Genomic DNA, 24,707 nt, shown 5'->3' with positions numbered 1-24,707 from the left:
CATGACGGCTCAGCTTTCATCCGGTACAGCGGCCTGCCCGGGCTGCCTTGCGGCCCCGGCAGAACCGGCCCGGCCCATACCGGAGGATGTGCAGATCGCCTTGTCGCTGCCGGGCATTCATTGCTCGGCCTGTATCGCGACGGTCGAGCGTGAACTGAACGCGCATCCCGGCGTCGAAGATGCCCGGGTGAACCTGACGCTCAAACGCGCGATGATCAAAGCCACGCCGGAAACGCGCGCAAGCGATCTGATCCCGGTGCTTGAGCAGGCAGGATTCGAAGCACATGAGCTTGATCCGGGGGCTTTGTCCGCAACGCAGACGGACAAGGCCGGGCGTGATCTTCTGATGCGCCTGGCCGTGGCCGGGTTTGCATCCATGAACGTGATGTTGCTGTCGGTGTCGGTGTGGTCCGGTGCGACGGATGCAACACGGGACATGTTCCACTGGATTTCAGCGGCCATTGCACTGCCGGCCATTGCGTTCTCGGCCCAGCCGTTCTTTGCCAATGCCTGGAGCGCCCTGCGCGTGCGACGGCTGAATATGGATGTGCCGATTGTGCTGGCGATCCTGTTGGCACTGGTCACGTCGCTTTGGGAAACCGCGTTGAGCGGCGAGCATGCCTATTTCGACGCCGCTCTGACATTGACCTTCTTTCTGCTGGCCGGACGGTATCTTGATTACCGCACCCGTGCCGCGGCGCGATCTGCGGCCGAGGAATTGACCGCGTTGGAAGTTCCCCGCGCCATTCGTGTGGTCGATGGGGCCGAAGATGAAGTTCCCGTAGCCGAATTGCGTGTCGGAGATCTGATCCTTGTGCGACCGGGTGGGCGCATGCCGGTGGACGGCCAGATCGTGTCGGGTCAGTCCGAATTGGATCGATCCCTTCTGACGGGTGAGACGGTGCCTGTTTTTGCCGAAGCCGGGCAGGTTGTGAGCGCGGGTGAAGTCAACCTGACGGGTCCGCTGACAATCCGGGCAACGGCAGTGGGTGAAGACACGTCGCTCCATCGTATGGCTGATCTGGTCGCCATCGCCGAGTCTGGCCGGTCCCGCTATACCTCGTTGGCCGACAAGGCTGCCAAGCTCTATGCGCCCGGGGTTCATATTCTGTCGGCGCTCAGCTTTGTTGGGTGGTACATCTATTCCGGTGACGTGCGCACGGCACTGAACATCGCGGCGGCTGTTCTGATTATTACCTGCCCCTGTGCGTTGGGCCTTGCCGTGCCTGCGGTAACCACCGCCGCGTCGGGCCGGTTGTTCCGCAAAGGGATGCTGATCAAGCACGCCACTGCACTGGAGCGGTTGTCCGAAGCCGACACAGTTGTATTCGACAAGACGGGCACGCTGACATCCGGCGCGCCGGAACTGGTCAATCTAGGAGACCATGCCCGCGCCAAGGTCGAGGTCGCTCTGGCGCTGGCCGAGGCTTCTGCGCATCCTTTGTCCGTATCACTGGCAAAAGCGGCGCGTGCGGCGGGGATCAAACCAGCAAATGTGCGGGGAATAGCCGAGGTTCCCGGCTATGGCACCGAGGGGGAATTCCGCGGTCAACGCGTTCGCCTGGGTCGGGCGGCCTGGGTCGGCGCGGATCAGGGCACCGACACTTCGGCCTGGTTGGCAATCGGCGAGGACGCACCCGTGGCCTTCCGATTCTCGGACGCGTTGCGCCCGGGCGCCGCTGAGGCGGTGGATGCCCTGCGTGCTTCGGGCAAACATGTGCTTCTGATGTCAGGGGATTCGCAGGGGGCGGTGCGCGCCTTGGCGGAAAAACTGGGAATCACGGATTGGATCGCCGAGGCATTGCCGCAGGACAAGGCAAGACGCATTCAGAATCTCAGCGATGAGGGCCACAAAGTTCTGATGGTTGGCGACGGGCTGAACGATACCGCCGCTTTGGCGGCGGCGCATGTGTCGATCTCTCCGGCCTCTGCGCTGGATGCGGCGCGGGTCGCGTCGGATATCGTGCTGTTGGGCAACGATCTTTCACCCATTGCGGATGCGTGCGACACGGCCGTCAAAGCCACCAGGCGCATTCGCGAGAACTTCAGAATCGCAACCATTTACAACGTGATCGCTGTTCCTCTGGCCGTTGCCGGACTGGCGACGCCACTGATCGCGGCCTTGGCGATGTCGACCTCGTCCATTACCGTGTCCCTGAACGCCCTGCGGCTGAGGTAACCTGAATGGAAGTGCTTGCCTATCTGATCCCGATTTCCCTGTTTCTGGGGGGCGTTGGTCTGGCCGCCTTTGTCTATACCGTTCGCACGAACCAGTACGAAGACCCAGAAGGTGACGCGCGCCGGATCCTGAGCGATGAATGGGATGACAAACCCAAACCCTGAACGAATACCCGATACAGGCAGAGTTGAACCAACTGCCCTTGAAATTGCCGCAATGCCCGGCTATGTCCGGCCCATCCGCTAGCAGAGAGAACACGCCAAATGGCCACCACCAATCCGATCCAGTTCATTCAGCAGGTCCGAGCCGAAGTCTCAAAGGTCGTCTGGCCGACCCGGCGCGAGGTGCTGTTGACCACGGTAATGGTCTTCATCATGGCGGCGTTGACGGCTGTATTTTTCGCTTTGGTCGATCTGGGTATCCGGGGTGGTCTGCAACTGATCCTGGGTGCTTTCAGCTAGACGGAATCGGCGCGCTGAAACGTCTCTGCCCCCTTGCGCTGCGGGCAATGTCAGAGTAGGTGACGCGGTACTATTCGGAATGGGCGTGTGGCGATTCGGGCTGCGCGCCGCTTTTTATTCCGGATGGCGTGACAAGATTTTAATGACGGGTGTGTCCGGTACGCTTGATGCCCCGAAGACAAACAAGGACGACAGGTTCATGGCGAAACGGTGGTACTCGGTCAGCGTTCTTTCGAATTTCGAAAAGAAGATCGCAGAACAGATCCGCACGTCGGTGGCTGAACAGGGCCTTGAGGACGATATCGACGAAGTTCTGGTGCCCACCGAAGAGGTGATCGAAGTGCGCCGGGGCAAGAAGGTCACGACCGAACGCCGCTTTATGCCCGGCTACGTGCTGGTGCATATGGAAATGTCGGATCAGGGGTACCACCTGATCAACTCGATCAACCGCGTCACCGGTTTCCTGGGCCCGCAAGGCCGCCCGATGCCGATGCGCGATGCTGAGGTCAATCAGATCCTCAATCGTGTTCAGGAAGGTGAAGAAGCACCCAAGCTGATGATCAGCTTCGAGGTCGGTGAGAAGGTCAAGGTCAACGACGGCCCGTTCGAGGATTTCGACGGCATGGTCGAAGGTGTGGACGACGAAAACCAGAAGCTGAAGGTTTCGGTTTCGATCTTCGGACGGGAAACTCCGGTCGAGCTGGACTTCACGCAGGTCACCAAGCAGAGCTGAGGAAACTCTCCCAAAGAATTGAAACGCCGCGATGCCAAGGGCAACGCGGCGTTTTTTTGTTCAGGTATTCGCTGAAAACGTATCGACCTATTGCGCCTGAACCATGGCCGCGCGCAAGAGTTGCGGGCGGTCGGTCTGGGATGGCAGGAACACAGCCTGCGATCCGGCATCCAGTGCCGAAAGGCTCGCGTCATACCACTGCATCGCAAGGTCGCGACGTTTCTGCACACCGAAGCCTTCGCGCAGATGGTGGCCAATCAACTCGCCATAGGCCGGCTCACCCATTGCGACCAGCATCAGGGCAGATCCAAGCGCGGCATCCATGTTGTCCTGACGATAGCCGATCGCCAGGCAGACCTTGCTTGTCGCGGCAAGATCTTGGGGGCTGAGGCCCGAGTCCAGCGCCAGCTTGCGCATCTGGGTTTCAGCCTCGGTTTTCGAGTTGATCGACAGAGCATCAACCTGAGGCGCCACCATTTCACCGTATGAATCGCATTGGGCGCTGACCTGCTCCGGTGTCAGTCCCTGGATATCCTGAATCAGATCTTCACCGCGCGCCATCGCGTAGCTGCGGGCAAGGCAGAACTGTTCACTGAGCGCAAAGTCGGGATCGGACATGTTCGCCAGGGTCGTATAGCCGCCATTGGTAGATGTTTGCAGCATGACCCCGCTACAGCGATTGGCCAGCGACGGGCCTCCGGTGCCGCCGGAAAACAGGCTCGGCAGGCTGGCAGACGTTGTTTCGGTTGTCTCGGGCTCAGGTTCTTGCGGTGTCGCAACCGGAACAGGTTGTGCCGGGGCGGTTTGTGCCGGAGCCTGAGGGGCAGCAGCCAAAGCAGATCCCGTTTGCACCTGACGGCGATACGCCATCAGAAGCGGTTGACCCGCAAGTTGCGTCGTCGCCTGTCCACCGCTTGTAGCCCAGTAATAGGCTTGCATCAGAAAGTCATACTGATACGGCTGAAAATCATAGCCGTTTACAGGATAACCCATCGAGGCCTGATAGCGTTCGATTGCGGACCGGGTGCCGCGACCGACCTGACCATCGACCCGTCCTGCATTGTACCCGAAGTAATTGAGCGCGGTCTGGGTTTGCGCACCTTGCGTGGTCGATGGAATACCTGACCGATAGGTGCGGTTCGATGTGGTTGTTCGCTGAGATTTCTTCTTTTGTTGGTCCTTGCCAATTGCGTAACCAACGATCCCGCCGACGACCGCACCACCAAGAAACTCTCCAGCGTCGGCCCGCGCCGTTTGAGGGATGGCCGCAGCAAGAGAAAAGGCGATGCCAAGAGTTAAAGCCAAACGAAGTATCATAATTAACCTCCACCAATAATCACATTTTTAACGGATTATAGCACGGTCATCCATGTTGTGGGGAAGCAAGCGCCTATGTTGCGATTGATCGGCGGCGAACTGGTGGTTTTTCACGTCTTTGCAAATTGTTAGAGGAATTCGAAACTGTACGGAGACACGCGTGCAGCCTCGCAGGCGGCAAGAATCCTCTCGGGGTTTGATTCGGTGTTGTCCGATTGGCGCGCCAACCACTTGTCATCTCTCCTGATCCCATGTAAACGCCGCCTCTATCGTCTTCGGGCGAGATTCTCTCGTGGGAGGTTGCCGGGGTCGCGATCCCGGACCGGACCACGCAACATAATCTGGGTGGGACGCGTTTCACCCAAGTTGAAAGGAAAACCAAATGGCCAAGAAGCTTGCTGGTACAATGAAACTGCAGGTTCCTGCAGGTCAGGCGAACCCGTCGCCGCCAGTTGGTCCGGCGCTGGGTCAGCGCGGCATCAACATCATGGAATTCTGCAAGGCGTTCAACGCCAAGACAGCAGACATGGAGCCCGGCGCTCCGTGCCCGACCGTGATCACCTATTATCAGGACAAGTCCTTCACCATGGACATCAAGACGCCGCCCGCGTCTTATTACCTGAAAAAAGCGGCTGGTCTGAAGCCGGTCGGCAAGCGTAACCGCCCCCGTGGCGCGGAGAACCCCGGCCGTGAGACCGTGGCAACCGTGACCACCAAGCAGGTGCGCGAGATCGCCGAAGCCAAAATGAAGGATCTGAACGCGACCGACGTCGAAGGCGCAATGAAGATCATCCTGGGCTCGGCCCGTTCCATGGGCATCGAGGTGAAATAAGATGGCAAAACTCGGTAAACGTACCCGCGCTGCGCGCGAAGCTGTCGCCGGCAAGGAAAACCTGTCGGTTGAAGAAGCAGTTGCCCTGGTCAAAGCCAACGCAACCTCGAAATTCGACGAGACCATCGAAATCGCGATGAACCTGGGCGTTGACACCCGTCACGCAGACCAGATGGTTCGCGGTGTTGTCGGCCTGCCGAACGGCACAGGTAAAGCGATGCGCGTTGCCGTGTTCGCACGTGGCCCCAAGGCGGACGAAGCGAAAGAAGCAGGCGCGGATATCGTTGGTGCAGAAGACCTGATGGAAAGCATCCAGGCCGGCAACATCGACTTTGACCGTTGCATCGCAACCCCGGACATGATGCCGATCGTCGGTCGTCTGGGTAAGGTTCTGGGCCCCCGCAACCTGATGCCGAACCCCAAGGTCGGCACCGTGACCATGGACGTGAAAGCGGCCGTGGAAGCAGCCAAGGGTGGTGAAGTTCAGTTCAAGGCGGAAAAAGGTGGTGTCGTGCACGCAGGCGTTGGCAAGGCGTCGTTCGACGAAGCCAAGCTGGCGGAAAACGTTCGTGCCTTCATCTCGGCCGTTGCCAAGGCGAAACCGTCGGGCGCCAAGGGCACCTATATGAAGAAAATCGCGCTGAGTTCGACCATGGGCCCAGGCGTGACCGTGGATGTGGCGCAAGCTTCGGGCGAATAAGCCGACACGTTCTTTCGGAAAGTCGAGCCCCGGGCGGTCATCCTGCCCGGGGTTTTCTTTTGCTCTCAGATAGCAGGTTCGACTGTGACCTGATTGGGTATTTCGCGCACGCGTGCCTTGTCGGCCTCCAGCCTGAGGTCGCGCTCGGCAACGGTCAATGCCTGGTTCGCAGCCGCCCGGGCCGCGGTTGTCATTGCTCCGTCTTGAGTCTGCGTCAGTCGGGTCAGCGCGCTGAGAATGGCCTCGTGGACTTCGATTTTGTCACCGGCATCCCGGGAAATGGCCGCATAAGCGTCACGCAGGAACGTGTCGATCGCGATCTCGGGGGCATGGATTCTCGGGAATTGCGGGTCGGCGGGTTGGGTGGGCCGCGAGCCAAGTGGCAGGAGAACCCGCAGCAACCTCTCGACCATCTGAATTGCCGTCATTGGGTCGTTGATGCCCGGCGAGAGCGCGCGCTGCGCGATTTCGGACAGGGTTTGAATGCCAAAGCGGGGGTCTTGATTGAAGCTGCGCTCGGTCCCGATCACGAAGGCTTCCCCGATGGTTTCACCATCCATTTTCCGGGTCGCTCTGGCCAGGGGCTGGCCTTCCGTCACGAATTGCCCCGGCAGCGCCATGATCCAGATCTCGCAGTCATTCTCTTCGGCGCAGGAGTTCAGCATACCGACATCCACGTGGCGCACATTCCCTGTCGAACTGGCCCGCACGTCGTGACCTGTTTGCGGAACATCCGCGGCGGCTTGATACGGAATGGCTCCGAGGCACGGCAGTTCTATGGCTCGGGCCAAGGTGCCCCTGGCGTTGTTTTCTATCTTGCGCGCCGTTTCGGAGATGCTGCCATAGCTGGGCAATTGGTCGATCCAGAGCAAGAGCGCCAGTGTCACCAAAAAGATCACCACCAAGGTGAACGCAAGCGCAACGGCGATGGACTGCTGGGTGTAGACCCCGGTTTCGACAAGGATCAGCGATACGAGCGCGAAGATGAATGCGCCGAGAAACGTGGCCAGCACGTTTTGCGAGACACTGTCTTCTTCGATCACCTGCTGGGCGCGCGGGGAGGACTGGTTCGAGGCCCATCGCTGTGCCGCGACCATGATCGACAGCGAAAAGGTCGTGACCGCCAGCATGGACGACGCCAGAATGCCGAGGATCTTTGCCACGGCCTCGGTGCTCAGCCGTTGTGTGAGAAAGTCGGGGACGAAGCCGCCGAGGTAGGTGCCAATCCCTGCGCTGACCACGGCGAGAGCGGCGATCAGGCTGGTGCGAACCCACAATTGGCGAGAAATCTGACGAAACAGGAATTGCGGCTTGGAAATGGATTTCAACTTGATCATCCGTTGATCCTGTTCGGGTTTGCGGTCATTGTCTACCGGCTTGGGGTTCGGGCCAATTTACCCCTTGGAAACCCCGGCCATCTGCCCTAATAAGACCTGCGGAACAAAGCGTGCGATTCGTCGTGCGCTTTGTTTTGTTTCGTCCAAGACGGTGGGTGGGTCCATTCGGCCCCTTAATTCCCTGCCTGAGACGGGTAAGACCAAAGAATTCTGGGGGTCCCACCCTCGGGCGCATTTTGGCCAATCCCGTAACAAGGACCTGAACGCCGAAGCGAAAGCTGCGGCAAATATGAGCCGGGGTGAGATTTCGCCCCTAACTTGGAGAGAACTGTGGATAGAGCCCAGAAAGAGAAAGTGGTCGAGGAACTCGGCCAAATCTTCGAAAGCTCTGGCGTCGTAGTGGTTGCCCACTACGCCGGTCTGACAGTTGCCGAGATGCAGGACCTGCGCGCGCGTGCACGCGAAGCGGGCGGTTCCGTGCGTGTTGCCAAGAACAGGCTCGCCAAAATCGCCCTCGAGGGTAAGCCGTGTGAAAACATGGCCGACCTGCTGACAGGGATGACCGTTCTGACCTATTCCGAGGACCCTGTGGCAGCAGCCAAAGTGGCCGAGGACTTCGCCAAGGAGAACAAGAAGTTCGAAATCCTTGGCGGTGCAATGGGCGAGAACGCTCTGGACCGCAAAGGCGTCGAAGCTGTTTCGAAAATGCCGTCTCGCGAGGAGCTTATTGCTTCGATCGTGGGCTGCATTGGCGCACCTGCTTCGAACATCGCCGGCGCGATTGGCGCACCTGCAAGCAATATCGCAAGCATCCTTTCCACCATCGAAGAGAAGGCGGAAGCTGCGTAAGCGGTTGGCACTGAATGATCTGCGTGGGGCGCATGCCCTGACGTTGGAACACACACTGTAAACGGAAAGAGCTGATAAAATGGCTGATCTGAAAGCACTCGCAGAAAGCATCGTGGGTCTGACCCTGCTGGAAGCACAAGAACTGAAAACCATCCTCAAAGACGAATACGGCATCGAGCCCGCAGCTGGCGGCGCCGTAATGGTCGCAGGTGCAGCTGGCGACGCCGGTGGTGCAGCTGAGGAAGAAAAAACCGAATTCGACGTCGTTCTGAAGAACGCCGGCGCATCGAAAATCAACGTCATCAAAGAAGTTCGCGGCATCACCGGCCTGGGCCTGAAAGAAGCCAAGGAACTGGTCGAAGCCGGCGGCAAGATCAAAGAAGGCGTGGACAAAGCAGAAGCAGAAGACGTCAAAGCCAAGCTGGAAGCAGCTGGCGCCGAAGTCGAGCTGGCCTAAGCTTGGTCTCAGGTGCATCGCTGATGTGCCGAAAAATTTGGCTGGGTCCGGAGAAATCCGGGTCCAGCCGAACCTGTCTTAGAAAGGGCCTCAAGACCTGAGGCGTTTTCTAAGACACGGTTTTCGGATCGGGAGGCCGCCTTCGGGACGGTGGCCATGAATTGATCCGGACGTGTTGTCTCGATTGTGCAAGATGCCGGGGCCCGACGGTGTCTTTGCCCGCTGAGAACATCGAAAGGTGACATCTGACATGGCTCAAACGTTCCTTGGCCAGAAACGTCTTCGTAAATATTACGGCAAAATCCGCGAAGTGCTGGAAATGCCGAACCTCATTGAGGTACAGAAATCTTCTTATGATCTTTTCCTGCGCTCCGGCGATGCAGAGCAGCCGACGGACGGCGAAGGCATCAAAGGTGTGTTCCAGTCGGTTTTCCCGATCAAGGATTTCAACGAAACCTCCGTTCTGGAATTCGTGAAATACGATCTGGAAAAACCCAAATACGACGTCGAAGAATGTATGCAACGCGACATGACCTACAGCGCGCCGCTGAAGGTTACACTGCGTCTGATCGTGTTCGATGTCGATGAGGATACCGGTGCTAAATCGGTAAAAGACATCAAGGAACAGGATGTCTTCATGGGCGATATGCCTTTGATGACGCCGAACGGCACCTTTGTCGTGAACGGGACCGAGCGTGTGATCGTATCGCAGATGCACCGTTCGCCCGGCGTGTTCTTTGACCATGACAAAGGCAAGACCCATTCCTCGGGCAAGCTGCTGTTTGCCTGCCGTATCATCCCGTATCGCGGCAGCTGGCTGGACTTTGAGTTCGACGCCAAGGACATCGTGTTCGCCCGGATCGACCGTCGCCGCAAACTGCCTGTGACAACCCTGCTTTATGCGCTGGGTCTGGATCAGGAAGCGATCATGGACGCGTATTACAACACCGTGTCCTACAAGCTGGACAAGAATAAGGGTTGGGTCACTCCGTTCTTCCCCGAGCGCGTGCGCGGCACCCGCCCGACCTATGATCTGATCGACGCCAAATCAGGTGAAGTGATTGCTGAAGCGGGCAAGAAAGTAACGCCTCGCGCGGTCAAGAAGCTGATCGACGAAGGCACCGTTACCGATCTGCTGGTTCCGTTTGATCACATCGTTGGCAAGTATGTCGCCAAGGACATCATCAACGAAGAAACCGGCGCGATCTATGTCGAAGCCGGTGATGAACTGACGCTGGAATATGACAAAGATGGCGACCTGATCGGCGGTACCGTCAAGGAACTGATCGACGCGGGCATCACCGACATCCCGGTTCTGGACATCGACAACGTCAATGTCGGCCCGTACATGCGCAACACCATGGCTCAGGACAAGAACGTGAACCGTGAAAGCGCGCTGATGGATATCTACCGCGTCATGCGTCCGGGTGAGCCGCCCACCGTCGAGGCTGCGTCGGCCCTGTTCGACACGCTGTTCTTCGACAGCGAGCGTTATGACCTGTCCGCCGTCGGCCGCGTGAAGATGAATATGCGTCTGGCACTGGACGCGCCCGACACCCTGCGTACTCTGCGCCGCGAAGACATCGTGGCCTGCATCAAGGCGCTGGTGGAACTGCGTGACGGCAAAGGCGATGTGGACGATATCGACCACCTCGGCAACCGTCGTGTGCGTTCGGTCGGCGAACTGATGGAAAACCAGTACCGCGTCGGCCTGCTGCGCATGGAGCGCGCCATCAAGGAGCGCATGTCGTCGGTCGAGATCGACACCGTCATGCCGCAGGATCTGATCAACGCGAAACCGGCCGCGGCCGCGGTGCGTGAATTCTTCGGCAGCTCGCAGCTGTCGCAGTTCATGGACCAGACCAACCCGCTGTCGGAAGTCACCCACAAACGCCGTCTTTCGGCGCTTGGCCCCGGTGGTCTGACCCGTGAGCGTGCGGGCTTCGAGGTGCGCGACGTTCACCCGACCCACTATGGCCGGATGTGCCCGATCGAAACGCCGGAAGGCCCGAACATCGGTCTGATCAACTCGCTGGCCACCTTTGCCCGCGTGAACAAGTACGGCTTCATCGAAACGCCTTATCGCGTCGTGAAAGACGGGCAGGTGACCGACGAGGTCCACTACATGTCCGCGACCGAGGAAATGCGTCACACCGTGGCGCAGGCCAACGCGACGCTGGATGAAAGCGGCAAGTTCATCAACGATCTGGTCTCGACCCGTCAGGCGGGTGACTACACCCTGGCCCCGCGCGAGAATGTCGACCTGATCGACGTGTCGCCGAAACAGCTGGTGTCGGTTGCGGCCTCGCTGATTCCGTTCCTGGAAAACGACGACGCGAACCGCGCTCTGATGGGCTCGAACATGCAACGTCAGGCGGTTCCGCTGCTGCGGGCCGAGGCGCCGCTGGTCGGTACCGGCATCGAGGAAAAGGTTGCCATCGACTCGGGCGCTGCGATTCAGGCGAAACGCGCCGGTATCATCGACCAGGTCGATGCCCAGCGTATCGTGATCCGCGCCACCGAAGATCTGGAACTGGGCGACGCTGGCGTGGACATCTATCGTCTGCGCAAGTTCCAGCGGTCGAACCAGAACACCTGCATCAACCAGCGTCCGCTGATCAAGGTGGGTGACACCGTCCAGAAGGGCGAGGTCATTGCCGATGGTCCGTCGACCGATATGGGTGAACTGGCTTTGGGTAAGAACGTGGTCGTCGCGTTCATGCCGTGGAACGGTTACAACTACGAAGACTCGATCCTGATCTCGGAACGTATCGCGCGTGATGACGTCTTTACCTCGGTCCATATCGAGGAGTTTGAAGTCGCCGCCCGTGACACCAAGCTGGGCCCGGAAGAGATCACCCGCGACATCCCGAACGTTGGTGAAGAAGCGCTGCGCAACCTCGACGAGGCCGGCATCGTTTACATCGGCGCGGATGTGGAGCCGGGCGACATTCTGGTCGGCAAGATCACTCCGAAGGGCGAAAGCCCGATGACCCCGGAAGAAAAGCTGCTGCGCGCCATTTTCGGTGAAAAAGCATCTGACGTACGCGACACCTCGCTGCGCGTGAAGCCGGGCGATTACGGTACGGTCGTCGAGGTTCGCGTCTTCAACCGTCACGGCGTCGAAAAGGACGAGCGTGCGTTGCAGATCGAGCGTGAGGAAGTCGAACGTCTGGCCCGTGACCGGGACGACGAGCTGGCGATCCTTGACCGCAACATCTATGCACGTCTGCAAGGTCTGATCCTGGGCAAAACCGCTGTCAAAGGCCCGAAAGGCGTCAAAGCGGGGTCGGTGATCACCGAGGAGCTGCTGGAAACCCTGACCCGTGGTCAGTGGTGGCAGCTGGCGCTGGAAGACGAGAAGGACGCGCAGATCGTCGAAGCTCTGAACGAGCAGTACGAAGTGCAAAAGCGTGCTCTGGACGCCCGTTTCGAAGACAAGGTCGAGAAAGTCCGTCGTGGCGACGATCTGCCGCCGGGTGTGATGAAGATGGTCAAAGTCTTCATCGCCGTGAAACGCAAGTTGCAGCCGGGCGACAAGATGGCCGGTCGTCACGGGAACAAGGGGGTGATTTCCAAGGTTGTTCCGATGGAAGACATGCCGTTCCTGGCCGATGGTACGCCGGTTGACTTCTGTCTGAACCCGCTGGGTGTGCCTTCGCGTATGAACGTTGGTCAGATCCTTGAAACCCACATGGGTTGGGCCGCACGCGGTCTGGGTCTGAACATCGATGAGGCGCTGCAGGAATACCGCCGTTCAGGCGACCTGACGCCGGTCCGTGACGCGATGAAACACGCCTATGGCGAGGATGTCTATGAAGAGGGCATCAGCGGCATGGACGAGGATCAGCTGATCGAAGCGGCCAGCAACGTCACCCGCGGTGTTCCGATCGCTACCCCGGTCTTTGACGGCGCCAAAGAGGCGGACGTCAACGATGCGCTGGTGCGTGCGGGCTTCTCGCAAAGCGGTCAGTCGATCCTGTTCGACGGTCGTACGGGTGAGCAATTCGCACGTCCGGTGACCGTGGGCATCAAGTACCTGCTGAAACTGCACCACCTTGTGGACGACAAAATCCACGCGCGTTCGACCGGGCCGTACAGCCTGGTCACCCAGCAGCCGCTGGGTGGTAAGGCGCAGTTCGGTGGTCAGCGCTTTGGTGAGATGGAGGTCTGGGCTCTGGAAGCTTACGGCGCCGCCTACACCCTGCAGGAGATGCTGACGGTGAAATCGGATGACGTCGCCGGCCGGACCAAGGTCTATGAGTCGATCGTCAAGGGCGAGGATAACTTTGAAGCGGGCGTACCGGAATCGTTCAACGTTCTGGTGAAAGAAGTCCGTGGCCTCGGCCTGAATATGGAACTCCTGGATGCGGAGGTTGAGGAGTGAGGGCGCTGCCCTTTCTCCCGTCCCCCCTTCCGCAAGATTTGAGGTAACAAATGAACCAGGAAATCACCAACAACCCGTTCAACCCGCTGACGCCGCCGAAAGTCTTTGACGAAATCAAAGTCTCATTGGCCAGCCCTGAACGGATTCTGTCTTGGTCCTATGGTGAGATCAAGAAACCCGAAACCATCAACTACCGGACGTTCAAGCCTGAACGTGACGGTCTGTTCTGCGCGCGTATCTTTGGCCCGATCAAAGATTACGAATGCCTGTGCGGCAAATATAAGCGGATGAAGTATCGCGGCGTTGTCTGCGAAAAGTGTGGCGTGGAAGTCACCCTGCAGAAAGTCCGCCGCGAGCGTATGGGCCACATCGAACTGGCCGCGCCTGTTGCACATATCTGGTTCCTGAAATCGCTGCCCAGCCGCATCGGTCTGATGCTGGACATGACGCTGCGCGATCTGGAACGTGTTCTGTACTTTGAAAACTATGTCGTCATCGAGCCCGGTCTGACTGACCTGACCTACGGCCAGATGCTAACCGAAGAAGAGTACATGGATGCGCAGGATGCCTATGGCATGGACGCGTTCACCGCCAATATCGGTGCCGAAGCCATCCGTGAGATGCTGGCCCAGATCGATCTGGAAGCCGAAGCCGAGCAGCTGCGCGCTGATCTGGCCGAAGCAACCGGCGAGCTGAAGCCCAAGAAAATCATCAAGCGTCTGAAGGTTGTTGAATCCTTCCTCGAGTCGGGCAACCGGCCCGAATGGATGGTGATGACCGTGATCCCGGTCATTCCGCCGGAACTGCGTCCGCTGGTTCCGCTGGATGGTGGCCGCTTTGCGACTTCGGATCTGAACGATCTGTATCGCCGCGTCATCAACCGGAACAACCGTCTGAAGCGTCTGATCGAACTGCGCGCGCCTGACATCATCGTCCGCAACGAAAAGCGGATGTTGCAGGAATCCGTGGATGCTCTGTTCGACAATGGCCGTCGTGGCCGCGTGATCACCGGCGCCAACAAGCGTCCGTTGAAATCGCTGTCGGACATGCTGAAAGGCAAGCAGGGCCGCTTCCGTCAGAACCTTCTGGGTAAGCGCGTCGACTTCTCGGGCCGTTCGGTCATCGTGACCGGCCCCGAGCTGAAGCTGCACCAGTGTGGTCTGCCCAAGAAGATGGCGCTGGAACTGTTCAAGCCGTTCATCTACTCGCGCCTTGAAGCCAAGGGTCTGTCTTCGACCGTGAAACAGGCGAAGAAACTGGTCGAGAAAGAGCGTCCCGAAGTGTGGGATATCCTCGATGAGGTGATCCGCGAACACCCTGTCATGCTGAACCGTGCGCCGACGCTGCACCGTCTTGGCATTCAGGCGTTCGAACCTGTCCTGATCGAAGGCAAGGCGATCCAGCTGCACCCGCTGGTCTGTTCGGCCTTCAACGCCGACTTCGACGGCGACCAGATGGCCGTTCACGTCCCACTGAGTCTTGAGGCCCAGCTGGAAGCGCGTGTTCTGATGATGTCGACGAACAACGTTCTGTCGCCTGCAAACGGCGCGCCGATCATCGTTCCGTCGCAGGATATGATCCTGGGTCTGTACTATGTGACCCTGGAACGCGAAGGCATGCCGGGCGAAGGCAAGGTCTTTGGGTCGATCGACGAAGTTCAGCATGCGTTGGACGCGGGCGAGGTGCATCTGCACTCGAAAATCACTGCCCGGATCGCGCAGATCGACGAAGAAGGCAACGAAGTTCAGAAGCGTTATGAAACCACTCCGGGCCGTCTGCGTCTGGGTGCGTTGCTGCCGATGAACAACAAGGCACCGTTCGATCTGGTCAACCGTCTGTTGCGGAAAAAAGAAGTGCAGCAGGTGATCGACACCGTCTACCGTTACTGCGGTCAGAAAGAGTCGGTGATCTTCTGTGACCAGATCATGTCGATGGGCTTCAAGGAAGCGTTCAAGGCGGGCATCTCGTTCGGCAAGGATGACATGGTCATCCCGGACGACAAGTGGAGCATCGTCGACGAAACGCGCAGTCAGGTGAAAGACTTTGAACAGCAGTACATGGACGGCCTGATCACTCAGGGCGAAAAGTACAACAAGGTTGTCGATGCCTGGTCGAAGTGTAACGACCGCGTGACCGAGGCGATGATGAGCACGATCTCGGACGTAGCCAAGGCCGAAGACGGGTCGGACATGGAGCCGAACTCGGTCTACATGATGGCCCACTCGGGTGCGCGTGGCTCGGTCACTCAGATGAAACAGCTGGGCGGTATGCGCGGCCTGATGGCCAAGCCGAACGGTGACATCATCGAGACGCCGATCATCTCGAACTTCAAGGAAGGTCTGACCGTTCTCGAGTACTTCAACTCGACCCACGGTGCCCGTAAGGGTCTGTCGGATACCGCTCTGAAGACGGCAAACTCGGGTTACCTGACCCGTCGTCTGGTGGACGTGGCGCAGGACTGCATCGTTCGTGAGATCGACTGCGGCACCGAGCGTGCGATCACCGCCGAAGCAGCCGTGAATGACGGTGAGGTTGTCGCCTCGCTGGCCGAACGTGTGCTGGGCCGTGTAGCCGCTGACGATGTTCTGCGTCCGGGCACCGATGAGGTGATCGTCGCAGCCGGTCAGCTCATCGACGAACGTATGGCCGACATGATCGACGAAGCCGGTGTTCAGTCGATGCGCATCCGCTCGCCTCTGACCTGCGAATCCGAGGAAGGCGTCTGTGCGACCTGCTATGGTCGTGACCTTGCACGCGGTACCATGGTGAACACGGGTGAAGCTGTCGGTATCATCGCGGCGCAGTCCATCGGTGAACCCGGTACACAGCTGACCATGCGGACCTTCCACATCGGTGGTGTTGCGCAAGGTGGTCAGCAGTCGTTCCAGGAAGCCAGCCAGGAAGGTGTCGTTTCCTTCGAGAACCCGCAGATTCTGGTCAACGCAGCAGGCGAAAGCCTGGTCATGGGCCGGAACATGAAGTTGGTGATCAAGGACGAACACGGCGAAGAGCGTGCCAGCCACAAGCTGGGCTATGGCTCCAAGCTGTTCGTCAAGGACGGCACCAAGGTGGCCCGTGGCGACAAGCTGTTCGAGTGGGATCCCTACACCCTGCCGATCATCGCCGAGAAAGCCGGTACTGCAAAATATGTCGATCTGGTTTCGGGCCTCGCTGTCCGCGACGAGACCGACGAAGCAACCGGCATGACCCAAAAGATCGTGATCGACTGGCGTGCCGCCCCCAAGGGCAGCGACCTCAAGCCCGAGATCATTCTGGTGGACGACAACGGCGAGCCGGTCCGCAACGACGCGGGCAACCCGGTTCACTATCCGATGTCGGTGGATGCGATCCTGTCGGTCGAAGATGGCCAGAAGATCGAGGCCGGCGACGTCGTCGCGCGTATTCCGCGCGAAGGTGCCAAGACCAAGGACATCACCGGTGGTCTGCCGCGTGTGGCCGAACTGTTCGAAGCGCGCCGTCCCAAGGATCACGCGATCATCGCCGAGGCAGATGGTTACGTGCGCTTTGGCCGCGACTACAAGAACAAGCGCCGCATCAGCATCGAACCGGCGGACGAGTCCATGGAGACCATCGAATACATGGTGCCCAAGGGCAAGCACATCCCGGTCGCCGAAGGGGATTTCATCCAGAAGGGTGAATACCTGATGGACGGTAACCCTGCGCCGCATGACATCCTGTCCATCATGGGTGTCGAAGCGCTGGCGGATTACATGATCGACGAAGTGCAGGACGTGTATCGCCTGCAAGGCGTGAAGATCAACGACAAGCACATCGAGGTCATCGTGCGCCAGATGTTGCAGAAGTGGGAGATCCTGGATTCGGGCGACACCACCCTGCTGAAAGGCGAACATGTCGACAAGCAGGAGTTCGACGCGGCCAACGAGAAGACCATCGCCCGCGGTGGTCGCCCTGCTCAGGGTGAGCCGATCCTGCTGGGGATCACCAAAGCTTCGTTGCAGACGCGCTCGTTCATCTCTGCGGCGTCGTTCCAGGAGACCACCCGCGTGCTGACCGAAGCTTCGGTTCAGGGCAAGAAGGACAAGCTGGTCGGCCTGAAAGAGAACGTCATCGTCGGTCGCCTGATCCCCGCCGGTACCGGTGGGGCAACCCAGGCCGTCCGCCACATCGCGCAGTCGCGTGACAACGTGGTGATCGAAGCACGCCGGGAAGAGGCCGAGGCCGCCGCCGCCCTGGCCGCACCGATCATGGATGATGATATGGTCGGGGATGAGCTGGACGTTCTGGTCGAAACACCGGAAAGCCGCGAATAAACCGCGTCATTCAAAACCAAAAAAAGGCCCTGCGATTTCGTGGGGCCTTTTTTGTTGCCGCTTCAGGTACGCAATTGTGAACCTTCGTGACAGAGCGCAGCCTTTGACCCTATTGCATCAGGCTTGTGGTTCTGCAATCGGTGGTTTAGCGCTGTACTGTGTTTTCGGATTATTTCGAGCTGACCCATGGACATCAAAAGCAACTCTTTCGAGGACCGTGTGGCGCGGATCAAACAGCGCTCGGAAGAAAACACGCGCAAGTCGCCTCTTCCTCGAACCGAGAGTATCTGGCAACGCCTGGGTTATCCCGCTGCGTTTCTGGGGGCTTTTTTACTGGGTGTTTTTGCGGTCTTCCTGTCCCGCCTGATTCAATATCAATCGGTTGGCATTCCGGTGCCCGGCAAGGTAGGAACGCAGGATTTCGTCAGCCTCGGCCTCGCAGGCGGGGCCTGCATCATGGTCATGCTGTTTCTGAAAGGAAAACTGCGAGAGTTCGCCGGGGCGCTCACGGTTGGCGCGTTGGTGACGACCTTTTCCTTTCATAATTTCGTGTGGAAATATCCTGTGTTTTTCGAACTTGTATACGGAGAAGACTGGGTGGAGTTTGTAAAAGACATGACAGAGCCTTCAAGCCTGAATCTGTTCGGGACCATCCTCCCGTTCGGTTGATGATATCTGTACCCCTTGGTGTGATATTGACATCAAGCCCGACTCCGCGGCCAATGCGGGGCGATCTATAGCCTCGGAGCCCGAAGCAGCATGACTCCAAACACAAAAGGCGCTTTGCTGATGATAGGCAGCATGGCTGCCTTTACCCTGAACGACACGCTGGTGAAGGTTGCCTTGCAGGACCTGCCATTGTTTCAGTTGGTGGCCATGCGCGGGTTTCTGGCGGTATTTCTGATCTATGTACTTGCCCGGTCACTAGGCGCGTTGCATCTGGATTTTTCGCGCCATGACAAGTGGCTGGTTGCACTGCGCTGCCTTGCAGAGCTGGCGGCGACATTCTTTTTCCTGACGGCGCTGAAGAACATGCCGCTTGCCAATGTTACGGCCATTCTTCAGGCATTGCCTCTTACGGTAACCCTAGGTGCTGCTTTGGTTTTTTCCGAACAGGTTGGATGGCGACGCGCTTTGGCAATCGCCGTGGGTTTCGCCGGAATGCTGCTGATCGTAAGACCCGGGCCAGAGGGGTTCAGCGTGTATTCCATCTATGCGCTGGTTGCAGTGGCCTCGATTACAGTTCGGGACCTCATCACGCGACGCATGTCAGCCGACGTGCCGTCAATGCTGGTTACGCTGGCCACTTCGGTTTCCATTGCAGGGGCTGCGGCAATGGCCTCGGTTCTCGAAGGATGGGTTGCGGTTTCGGCAACAGCGGGTTCCCTGGTCGCGGCGGCGGCCGTGTTTGTGCTGCTTGGCTATTTGTTCAGCGTCATGGTCATGCGTCAGGGAGATGTCGGATTCGTTGCACCGTTCAGGTATTCCAGCCTGATCTGGGCGCTCGGGTTGGGTTGGGTCGTGTTTGACGAATGGCCCGACAGCCTGACGATGCTGGGTGCTGCACTGATCGTGGGTGCTGGCCTGTTCACGTTGTTCCGGGCACGTGCGCGTCAGGGCTTGGCGTGACTCCGTCTGACCATGTCCGGATCAATGGCGAAACGGGTTTGAAACTCGAGCTCTTGCTGCCGGGTAAGAGGGTTGAGCGCGACATCCATGTTTCTGGTTCGTGGTGAGTCATTGAACCGGTTCAATCCCCGTACCCACATCGGACTATCGGGTCGGGTCACAACGGGCATCGCGCGGTTGATCCTGTTATGGGCAAAATTCATGATCGATTTCTGTTGCCCGCCCCGCACGTACATTCCCAGACCGGCTGATATCAAAGGGCGGTGTACGCGAACGGCTTGAATACCATCCGCATTGGCGCGAGCCAGATAACCGCAGTTGAAGTCAACGGCGACCATCGCGTGCCTTTCGAACAAGCCGATGCAGTCCCTGACACACCCCCGGAACCGCTCGACAAAATCCACGGCCACTGCATCATCGTCGTCGTGACGAAACTGAAGGCAGGGTTGGTCGGGATTGTTCCGCGCCGAATTCAGGATTTCCTGCATGACTTTTCTGTGCCGCCCCGGAGGTTTCGCGACTATGCGCACCTGTTTCAGCCCACCGGTCAGATCGTTGAGGCGGTCGAATGCCGGTTTGGGCAGGCAGTCGCCGACCAAGATCACCAACTGGAAATCTTCGTCGGACTGTTTTTTGAAACCGGGCAGGGCGACCGTTTCGAACAGGCGAAACCGCTCTTCCAACCTGTCGTGCTGGTACAGGAACCGCCGTCTTTCTTCGACACTCTCGTGCGTTGTCTGAAAGCCGCCAATTGCGGGATAGGAAAACCGGCAAAGACCGATGACCTGCATTTTCTCAGCGTGCCGCATATCTGGCCTCGAACGCGTCAGGGTCGATCGAGAACCGTACCCGCAAGTCTTCTGCCTGTTCAGGCGTGAAAGGCGATAGCTCGCTGGTATCTTTGCGCGCGTGGTCCGAGTCGTTGTACGCGTGAAGCATCCTAACCCACATGGGCGTGTCCGGATAGCTGACCACGGGCATGAACCGGGCGAGCCTGTTGTGCAACCGGTCAAATATCGTCCGCGTGCTGCCGGCTTGAATATACATGCCCAGGCCAACGCCCAGCAGCGATCGATAGACCCGAGCGGCCCGAATTCCGCGGGCCTCGCGCCGGGCGATGTAACCTTGATTGAAATCTATTCCGACGGACTCGCTCTGCTGCATCAGCCCTGTGTTTTCGACGACAGCCGCGCGGAGGCGTTCTATGAAATCAACGGAAACGGCGTCATCGTCATCATGCCGAAACTGCACGCAGGGCTGATGCGGGTCCGCCCGGGCGGTGTTCAGCACCTCTCGAACGATCTGCTTATGATCCCCCGGTTCTTTTGCAATGATACGGATCTGTTTGATCCCGGCGGTCAGGTCGCGCAGCCGGACCGCATGGATCTGAGGCAGGCACGTCCCGGTCAAAACATACAACTCGAACGCCTCATCTGTCTGGGTGCGAAAGCTGGGCAGGGTGACGGTCTCAAACAGGCGAAAGCGCTCTTCCAGCCGGTCGGTGGCATACAGGAATTGCCGCTGCTCTTCGATCGTATCCCGATTCAGCCGAAAACCGCCCGTTGCGGGATAGGAAAACCGGCAAAGGCCAATCACTTGCATCTGTAATCCATCAGCAGGTATTCGACCCGACTATGCCCTTGCCGCGGTTCGGCCGCAACCGGGATGGCGTCGCGCAGGAATGACAATCCAACAGGCCGCATCCAACGCGTGCGCCAGGGGGCCGGTATCGTGCTGTTGACACTTGGGACGACTCCCCCTATACGCGCGTCATCTCGGTACCGGGGGCCGCCCCGTAGCCGATTCCAGTAATGAACTGGTCAAGGCCCGGACAATTTTGCAGTTCGCGCCCTCTGAGAACCAACCGCGACGTTCACCTCGGAATGGGAACGCTCGTGGGTTTTGCGCTTGTGGACGCATAAGCGCAGCGAATTTAGCCGCACGCAACGCGCGTGCATGTCATGTGTGTTGCAAAACGGGGAAAGAACCGGAATGCCAACTATTCAACAGCTGATCCGCAAGCCGCGGCAGCCCAAAGTCAAACGCTCGAAGTCCATGCACCTGGAGCAGTGCCCGCAAAAGCGCGGTGTCTGCACACGTGTCTATACCACTACGCCTAAAAAGCCGAACTCGGCGATGCGTAAAGTTGCCAAGGTGCGCCTGACCAACGGATTCGAGGTCATCTCGTACATCCCCGGTGAAAGCCACAACTTGCAGGAACACTCGGTTGTTCTGATCCGTGGCGGCCGTGTGAAAGACCTTCCCGGTGTGCGTTACCACATCCTGCGCGGTGTTCTGGATACTCAGGGCGTCAAAGACCGTAAGCAACGTCGTTCGAAATACGGCGCGAAGCGTCCCAAGTAAGAAGGAGAGGCTGATATGTCACGTCGTCACGCCGCCGAAAAACGCGAAGTCCTGCCTGACGCCAAATTTGGCGACAAGGTACTGACCAAATTCATGAACAACCTGATGATCGACGGCAAGAAGTCGGTCGCAGAGCGCATCGTCTACAACGCATTTGATCGCGTTGAGAACAAGGTAAAGCGCGCTCCTGTCGAAGTGTTCCACGAAGCGCTCGACAACATCAAACCGTCGGTCGAGGTTCGCTCGCGCCGGGTTGGTGGTGCAACCTACCAGGTTCCGGTCGAAGTGCGCCCCGAGCGCCGCGAAGCACTGGCCATCCGCTGGCTGATCACCGCTGCGCGCGGCCGCAACGAAAACACCATGGAAGAACGCCTCGCCGGCGAGCTGCTGGACGCCGTACAGTCCCGCGGTACTGCCGTTAAGAAGCGCGAAGACACCCACAAGATGGCCGAGGCGAACAAAGCCTTCAGCCATTACCGCTGGTAATTCTAGAGGCTTATCCAAATGGCACGCGAATATCCGCTCGAACTATACCGTAACTTCGGTATCATGGCGCACATCGATGCAGGCAAGACGACCTGCTCGGAACGCATCCTGTATTATACTGGTAAATCCCACAACATCGGTGAGGTGCACGATGGTGCCGCCACCATGGACTGGATGGAGCAGGAGCAGGAACGCGGCATCACCATCACCTCGGCTGCGACCACCACTTTCTGGGAACGCACCGAAGACGGTAAAACCGCCGATACCCCCAAGCACCGCCTGAACATCATCGACACCCCCGGCCACGTTGACTTCACCATCGAAGTTGAACGCTCGCTGGCGGTTCTCGACGGTGCCGTCTGCGTTCTGGACGCAAACGCCGGTGTTGAGCCCCAGACCGAAACCGTGTGGCGTCAGGCTGACCGCTACAAGGTTCCGCGCATGGTTTTCGTCAACAAGATGGACAAGATCGGCGCAGATTTCTTCAACTGCGTTCGCATGATCGAAGACCGCACCGGCGCACGTGCTGTTCCGGTTGGTATCCCGATCGGCGCCGAGTCCGAGCTGGAAGGTCTGATCGACCTGGTCACCATGGAAGAATGGCTGTGGCAGGGCGAAGATCTGGGCGCAAGCTGGATCAAAGCACCGATCCGCGACAGCCTGAAAGACATGGCTGAAGAATGGCGCGGCAAGATGATCGAAGCGGCCGTCGAAATGGACGACGACGCGATGATGGAATACCTGGAAGGCAATGAGCCCGACGTTCCGACCCTGCGCAAACTGCTGCGCAAGGGTACGCTGGACATCGCGTTCGTTCCGGTACTGGGTGGTTCCGCGTTCAAAAACAAAGGCGTTCAGCCGCTGCTCAACGCTGTGATCGACTACCTGCCCAGCCCGTTGGACGTTGTCGACTACATGGGCTTCAAACCCGGTGACGAAGAAGAAGTCCGTAACATCGCGCGTCGCGCTGACGATGACATGGCCTTCTCGGGCCTGGCGTTCAAAATCATGAACGACCCCTTCGTTGGCTCGCTGACCTTCACCCGGATTTACTCGGGTGTGCTGAACAAGGGTGACTCGATCCTGAACTCGACCAAAGGCAAGAAAGAGCGCATCGGTCGCATGATGATGATGCACTCGAACAACCGGGAAGAGATCGAAGAAGCGTTTGCAGGCGACATCATCGCGTTGGCGGGTCTGAAAGACACCACCACGGGTGACACCCTGTGTGACGCCAAGGATCCGGTGGTTCTGGAAACCATGACCTTCCCCGATCCGGTGATCGAGATCGCGGTCGAGCCCAAAACCAAGGGCGACCAGGAAAAGATGTCTCAGGGTCTGGCGCGTCTGGCCGCCGAAGACCCGTCCTTCCGCGTGGAAACCGACCTGGAATCGGGTCAGACCATCATGAAGGGCATGGGCGAACTTCACCTGGACATCCTGGTTGACCGCCTGAAGCGCGAGTTCAAGGTCGAGGCCAACATCGGTGCGCCGCAGGTGGCCTATCGTGAAACCATCTCGATGCCGGTCGAACATACCTACACCCACAAGAAACAGTCGGGTGGTTCGGGTCAGTTCGCCGAGGTCAAGCTTGAGATCACTCCGACCGAGCCCGGCGAAGGTTATTCGTTCGAAAGCCGCATCGTTGGTGGTGCTGTTCCGAAGGAATACATCCCGGGCGTCGAAAAAGGCATCCAGTCTGTCATGGACAGCGGCCCTCTGGCTGGCTTCCCCGTGATCGACTTCAAGGTTGCCCTGCTGGACGGTAAGTTCCACGACGTCGACTCGAGCGTTCTGGCGTTCGAAATCGCTGCCCGTATGTGCATGCGTGAAGGCATGCGCAAAGCCGGCGCGAAACTGCTGGAACCGATCATGAAGGTCGAAGTGATCACCCCGGAAGAATACACCGGCGGTATCATCGGCGACCTGACCTCGCGTCGTGGCCAGGTGTCTGGTCAGGAGCCGCGCGGCAACGCAATCGCGATCGACGCATTCGTTCCGCTGGCGAACATGTTCGGTTACATCAACACCCTGCGTTCGATGTCGTCGGGCCGTGCCCAGTTCACCATGCAGTTCGACCACTACGATCCGGTTCCGCAGAACATCTCGGACGAGATCCAGGCGAAATACGCATAAGCGAAGATTTGGGGGAGCGTGGGTATCACGCTCCCTTCATTACCGAAAAAGGAGGCCATCATGGCAAAGGAAAAGTTTGAGCGTACAAAACCGCACGTCAACATCGGCACGATTGGCCACGTTGACCACGGCAAGACCACGCTGACCGCAGCAATCACCAAGTATTTTGGTGACTTCAAAGCGTATGACCAGATTGACGGTGCGCCGGAAGAGAAAGCGCGCGGCATCACCATCTCGACCGCCCACGTGGAATACGAGACCGACAACCGCCACTATGCGCATGTCGACTGCCCCGGCCACGCTGACTACGTCAAGAACATGATCACCGGTGCGGCGCAGATGGACGGCGCGATCCTGGTTGTGAACGCCGCTGACGGCCCGATGCCGCAAACGCGCGAGCACATCCTGCTGGGCCGCCAGGTTGGCATCCCGAAGATGGTCGTGTTCCTGAACAAAGTTGACCAGGTTGATGACGAAGAGCTGCTGGAACTGGTTGAGATGGAAGTTCGCGAACTGCTGTCCAGCTACGACTACCCCGGCGACGATAT

The 24,707-nt window shown here is 58.7% G+C and carries 20 protein-coding genes; 16 read left to right on the top strand and 4 right to left on the bottom strand.

Annotated features, from left to right (window positions below; genetic code table 11):
• Window position 1: 1 nt before the first annotated feature.
• The 4 genes from AC2FF8_RS19275 to nusG all read left to right on the top strand — a co-directional run bounded on the left by AC2FF8_RS19275 (window position 2) and on the right by nusG (window position 3,373).
• A complete protein-coding gene (locus tag AC2FF8_RS19275; protein ID WP_170347269.1) occupies window positions 2–2,179 on the top strand; it encodes a heavy metal translocating P-type ATPase in 2,178 nt (725 codons plus the stop codon).
• 5 nt (window positions 2,180–2,184) lie between these two features.
• Window positions 2,185–2,343, top strand: coding sequence for a cbb3-type cytochrome oxidase assembly protein CcoS (ccoS, locus tag AC2FF8_RS19270; RefSeq protein WP_152459183.1), 159 nt, complete (start codon window positions 2,185–2,187; stop codon window positions 2,341–2,343).
• Between the two features lie 99 nt (window positions 2,344–2,442).
• Complete coding sequence (gene secE, locus AC2FF8_RS19265) at window positions 2,443–2,640, top strand: preprotein translocase subunit SecE (RefSeq protein WP_050605011.1); 198 nt, start codon at window positions 2,443–2,445, stop codon at window positions 2,638–2,640.
• Between the two features lie 199 nt (window positions 2,641–2,839).
• Complete coding sequence (nusG, locus tag AC2FF8_RS19260; RefSeq protein WP_152459924.1) at window positions 2,840–3,373, top strand: transcription termination/antitermination protein NusG; 534 nt, start codon at window positions 2,840–2,842, stop codon at window positions 3,371–3,373.
• Window positions 3,374–3,460: 87 nt separating this feature from the next.
• Here nusG and AC2FF8_RS19255 read toward each other — a convergent pair whose 3' ends face one another.
• Entirely contained in the window at window positions 3,461–4,690 is a 1,230-nt protein-coding gene (locus AC2FF8_RS19255; RefSeq protein WP_496874037.1) for a peptidoglycan-binding domain-containing protein, read from the bottom strand.
• Window positions 4,691–5,072: 382 nt separating this feature from the next.
• Between AC2FF8_RS19255 and rplK the strand changes: the two genes are divergently transcribed.
• On the top strand, window positions 5,073–5,522 hold the full coding sequence (gene rplK, locus AC2FF8_RS19250) for a 50S ribosomal protein L11 (RefSeq protein WP_170347267.1): 450 nt from the start codon (window positions 5,073–5,075) through the stop codon (window positions 5,520–5,522).
• Between the two features lies 1 nt (window position 5,523).
• Window positions 5,524–6,222, top strand: a complete 699-nt coding sequence (rplA, locus tag AC2FF8_RS19245) for a 50S ribosomal protein L1 (RefSeq protein ID WP_257599368.1) — start codon at window positions 5,524–5,526, stop codon at window positions 6,220–6,222.
• 65 nt (window positions 6,223–6,287) lie between these two features.
• Here rplA and AC2FF8_RS19240 read toward each other — a convergent pair whose 3' ends face one another.
• Window positions 6,288–7,559: a DUF2254 domain-containing protein gene (locus tag AC2FF8_RS19240; RefSeq protein WP_496880487.1), complete on the bottom strand. Its 1,272-nt coding sequence runs from the start codon at window positions 7,557–7,559 to the stop codon at window positions 6,288–6,290.
• Window positions 7,560–7,889: 330 nt separating this feature from the next.
• Between AC2FF8_RS19240 and rplJ the strand changes: the two genes are divergently transcribed.
• The 6 genes from rplJ to AC2FF8_RS19210 all read left to right on the top strand — a co-directional run bounded on the left by rplJ (window position 7,890) and on the right by AC2FF8_RS19210 (window position 19,173).
• Window positions 7,890–8,408 (top strand): 50S ribosomal protein L10, encoded by a 519-nt coding sequence (gene rplJ / locus AC2FF8_RS19235; RefSeq protein ID WP_170347265.1) that lies wholly within the window; start codon window positions 7,890–7,892, stop codon window positions 8,406–8,408.
• Between the two features lie 79 nt (window positions 8,409–8,487).
• Complete coding sequence (rplL, locus tag AC2FF8_RS19230; protein WP_152459178.1) at window positions 8,488–8,865, top strand: 50S ribosomal protein L7/L12; 378 nt, start codon at window positions 8,488–8,490, stop codon at window positions 8,863–8,865.
• Between the two features lie 250 nt (window positions 8,866–9,115).
• On the top strand, window positions 9,116–13,252 hold the full coding sequence (gene rpoB, locus AC2FF8_RS19225) for a DNA-directed RNA polymerase subunit beta (protein ID WP_170347264.1): 4,137 nt from the start codon (window positions 9,116–9,118) through the stop codon (window positions 13,250–13,252).
• A gap of 50 nt (window positions 13,253–13,302) precedes the next feature.
• The gene (gene rpoC / locus AC2FF8_RS19220) at window positions 13,303–17,544 is read left to right on the top strand and encodes a DNA-directed RNA polymerase subunit beta' (RefSeq protein ID WP_480686088.1); all 4,242 of its coding nucleotides are present in this window, start codon (window positions 13,303–13,305) and stop codon (window positions 17,542–17,544) included.
• Between the two features lie 219 nt (window positions 17,545–17,763).
• Complete coding sequence (locus tag AC2FF8_RS19215; protein ID WP_496880486.1) at window positions 17,764–18,213, top strand: hypothetical protein; 450 nt, start codon at window positions 17,764–17,766, stop codon at window positions 18,211–18,213.
• A gap of 90 nt (window positions 18,214–18,303) precedes the next feature.
• Window positions 18,304–19,173 (top strand): DMT family transporter, encoded by an 870-nt coding sequence (locus AC2FF8_RS19210; RefSeq protein ID WP_496880485.1) that lies wholly within the window; start codon window positions 18,304–18,306, stop codon window positions 19,171–19,173.
• On the opposite strand, the gene AC2FF8_RS19205 is transcribed toward AC2FF8_RS19210, so the two are convergent.
• Window positions 19,158–19,964, bottom strand: a complete 807-nt coding sequence (locus AC2FF8_RS19205; protein WP_496880507.1) for a putative rhamnosyl transferase — start codon at window positions 19,962–19,964, stop codon at window positions 19,158–19,160. The two genes, AC2FF8_RS19210 and AC2FF8_RS19205, sit on opposite strands and share 16 nt — an antisense overlap.
• A gap of 4 nt (window positions 19,965–19,968) precedes the next feature.
• Window positions 19,969–20,775, bottom strand: coding sequence for a putative rhamnosyl transferase (locus AC2FF8_RS19200; protein ID WP_496880484.1), 807 nt, complete (start codon window positions 20,773–20,775; stop codon window positions 19,969–19,971).
• Between the two features lie 390 nt (window positions 20,776–21,165).
• Here AC2FF8_RS19200 and rpsL point away from each other — a divergent pair, with 390 nt between their 5' ends.
• The 4 genes from rpsL to AC2FF8_RS19180 all read left to right on the top strand — a co-directional run.
• A complete protein-coding gene (gene rpsL / locus AC2FF8_RS19195; RefSeq protein WP_005621086.1) occupies window positions 21,166–21,537 on the top strand; it encodes a 30S ribosomal protein S12 in 372 nt (123 codons plus the stop codon).
• A gap of 15 nt (window positions 21,538–21,552) precedes the next feature.
• A complete protein-coding gene (gene rpsG / locus AC2FF8_RS19190; protein ID WP_010441203.1) occupies window positions 21,553–22,023 on the top strand; it encodes a 30S ribosomal protein S7 in 471 nt (156 codons plus the stop codon).
• Between the two features lie 18 nt (window positions 22,024–22,041).
• Window positions 22,042–24,159, top strand: a complete 2,118-nt coding sequence (gene fusA / locus AC2FF8_RS19185) for an elongation factor G (RefSeq protein WP_171172533.1) — start codon at window positions 22,042–22,044, stop codon at window positions 24,157–24,159.
• 60 nt (window positions 24,160–24,219) lie between these two features.
• Window positions 24,220–24,707, top strand: a 488-nt coding sequence (locus tag AC2FF8_RS19180; protein ID WP_496880483.1) for a GTP-binding protein, incomplete at its 3' end; no start/stop codon positions are given.

Source organism: Ruegeria sp. YTSA144 (genome assembly GCF_059610125.1).
This window is presented reverse-complemented; position numbering and strand designations above follow the sequence as displayed.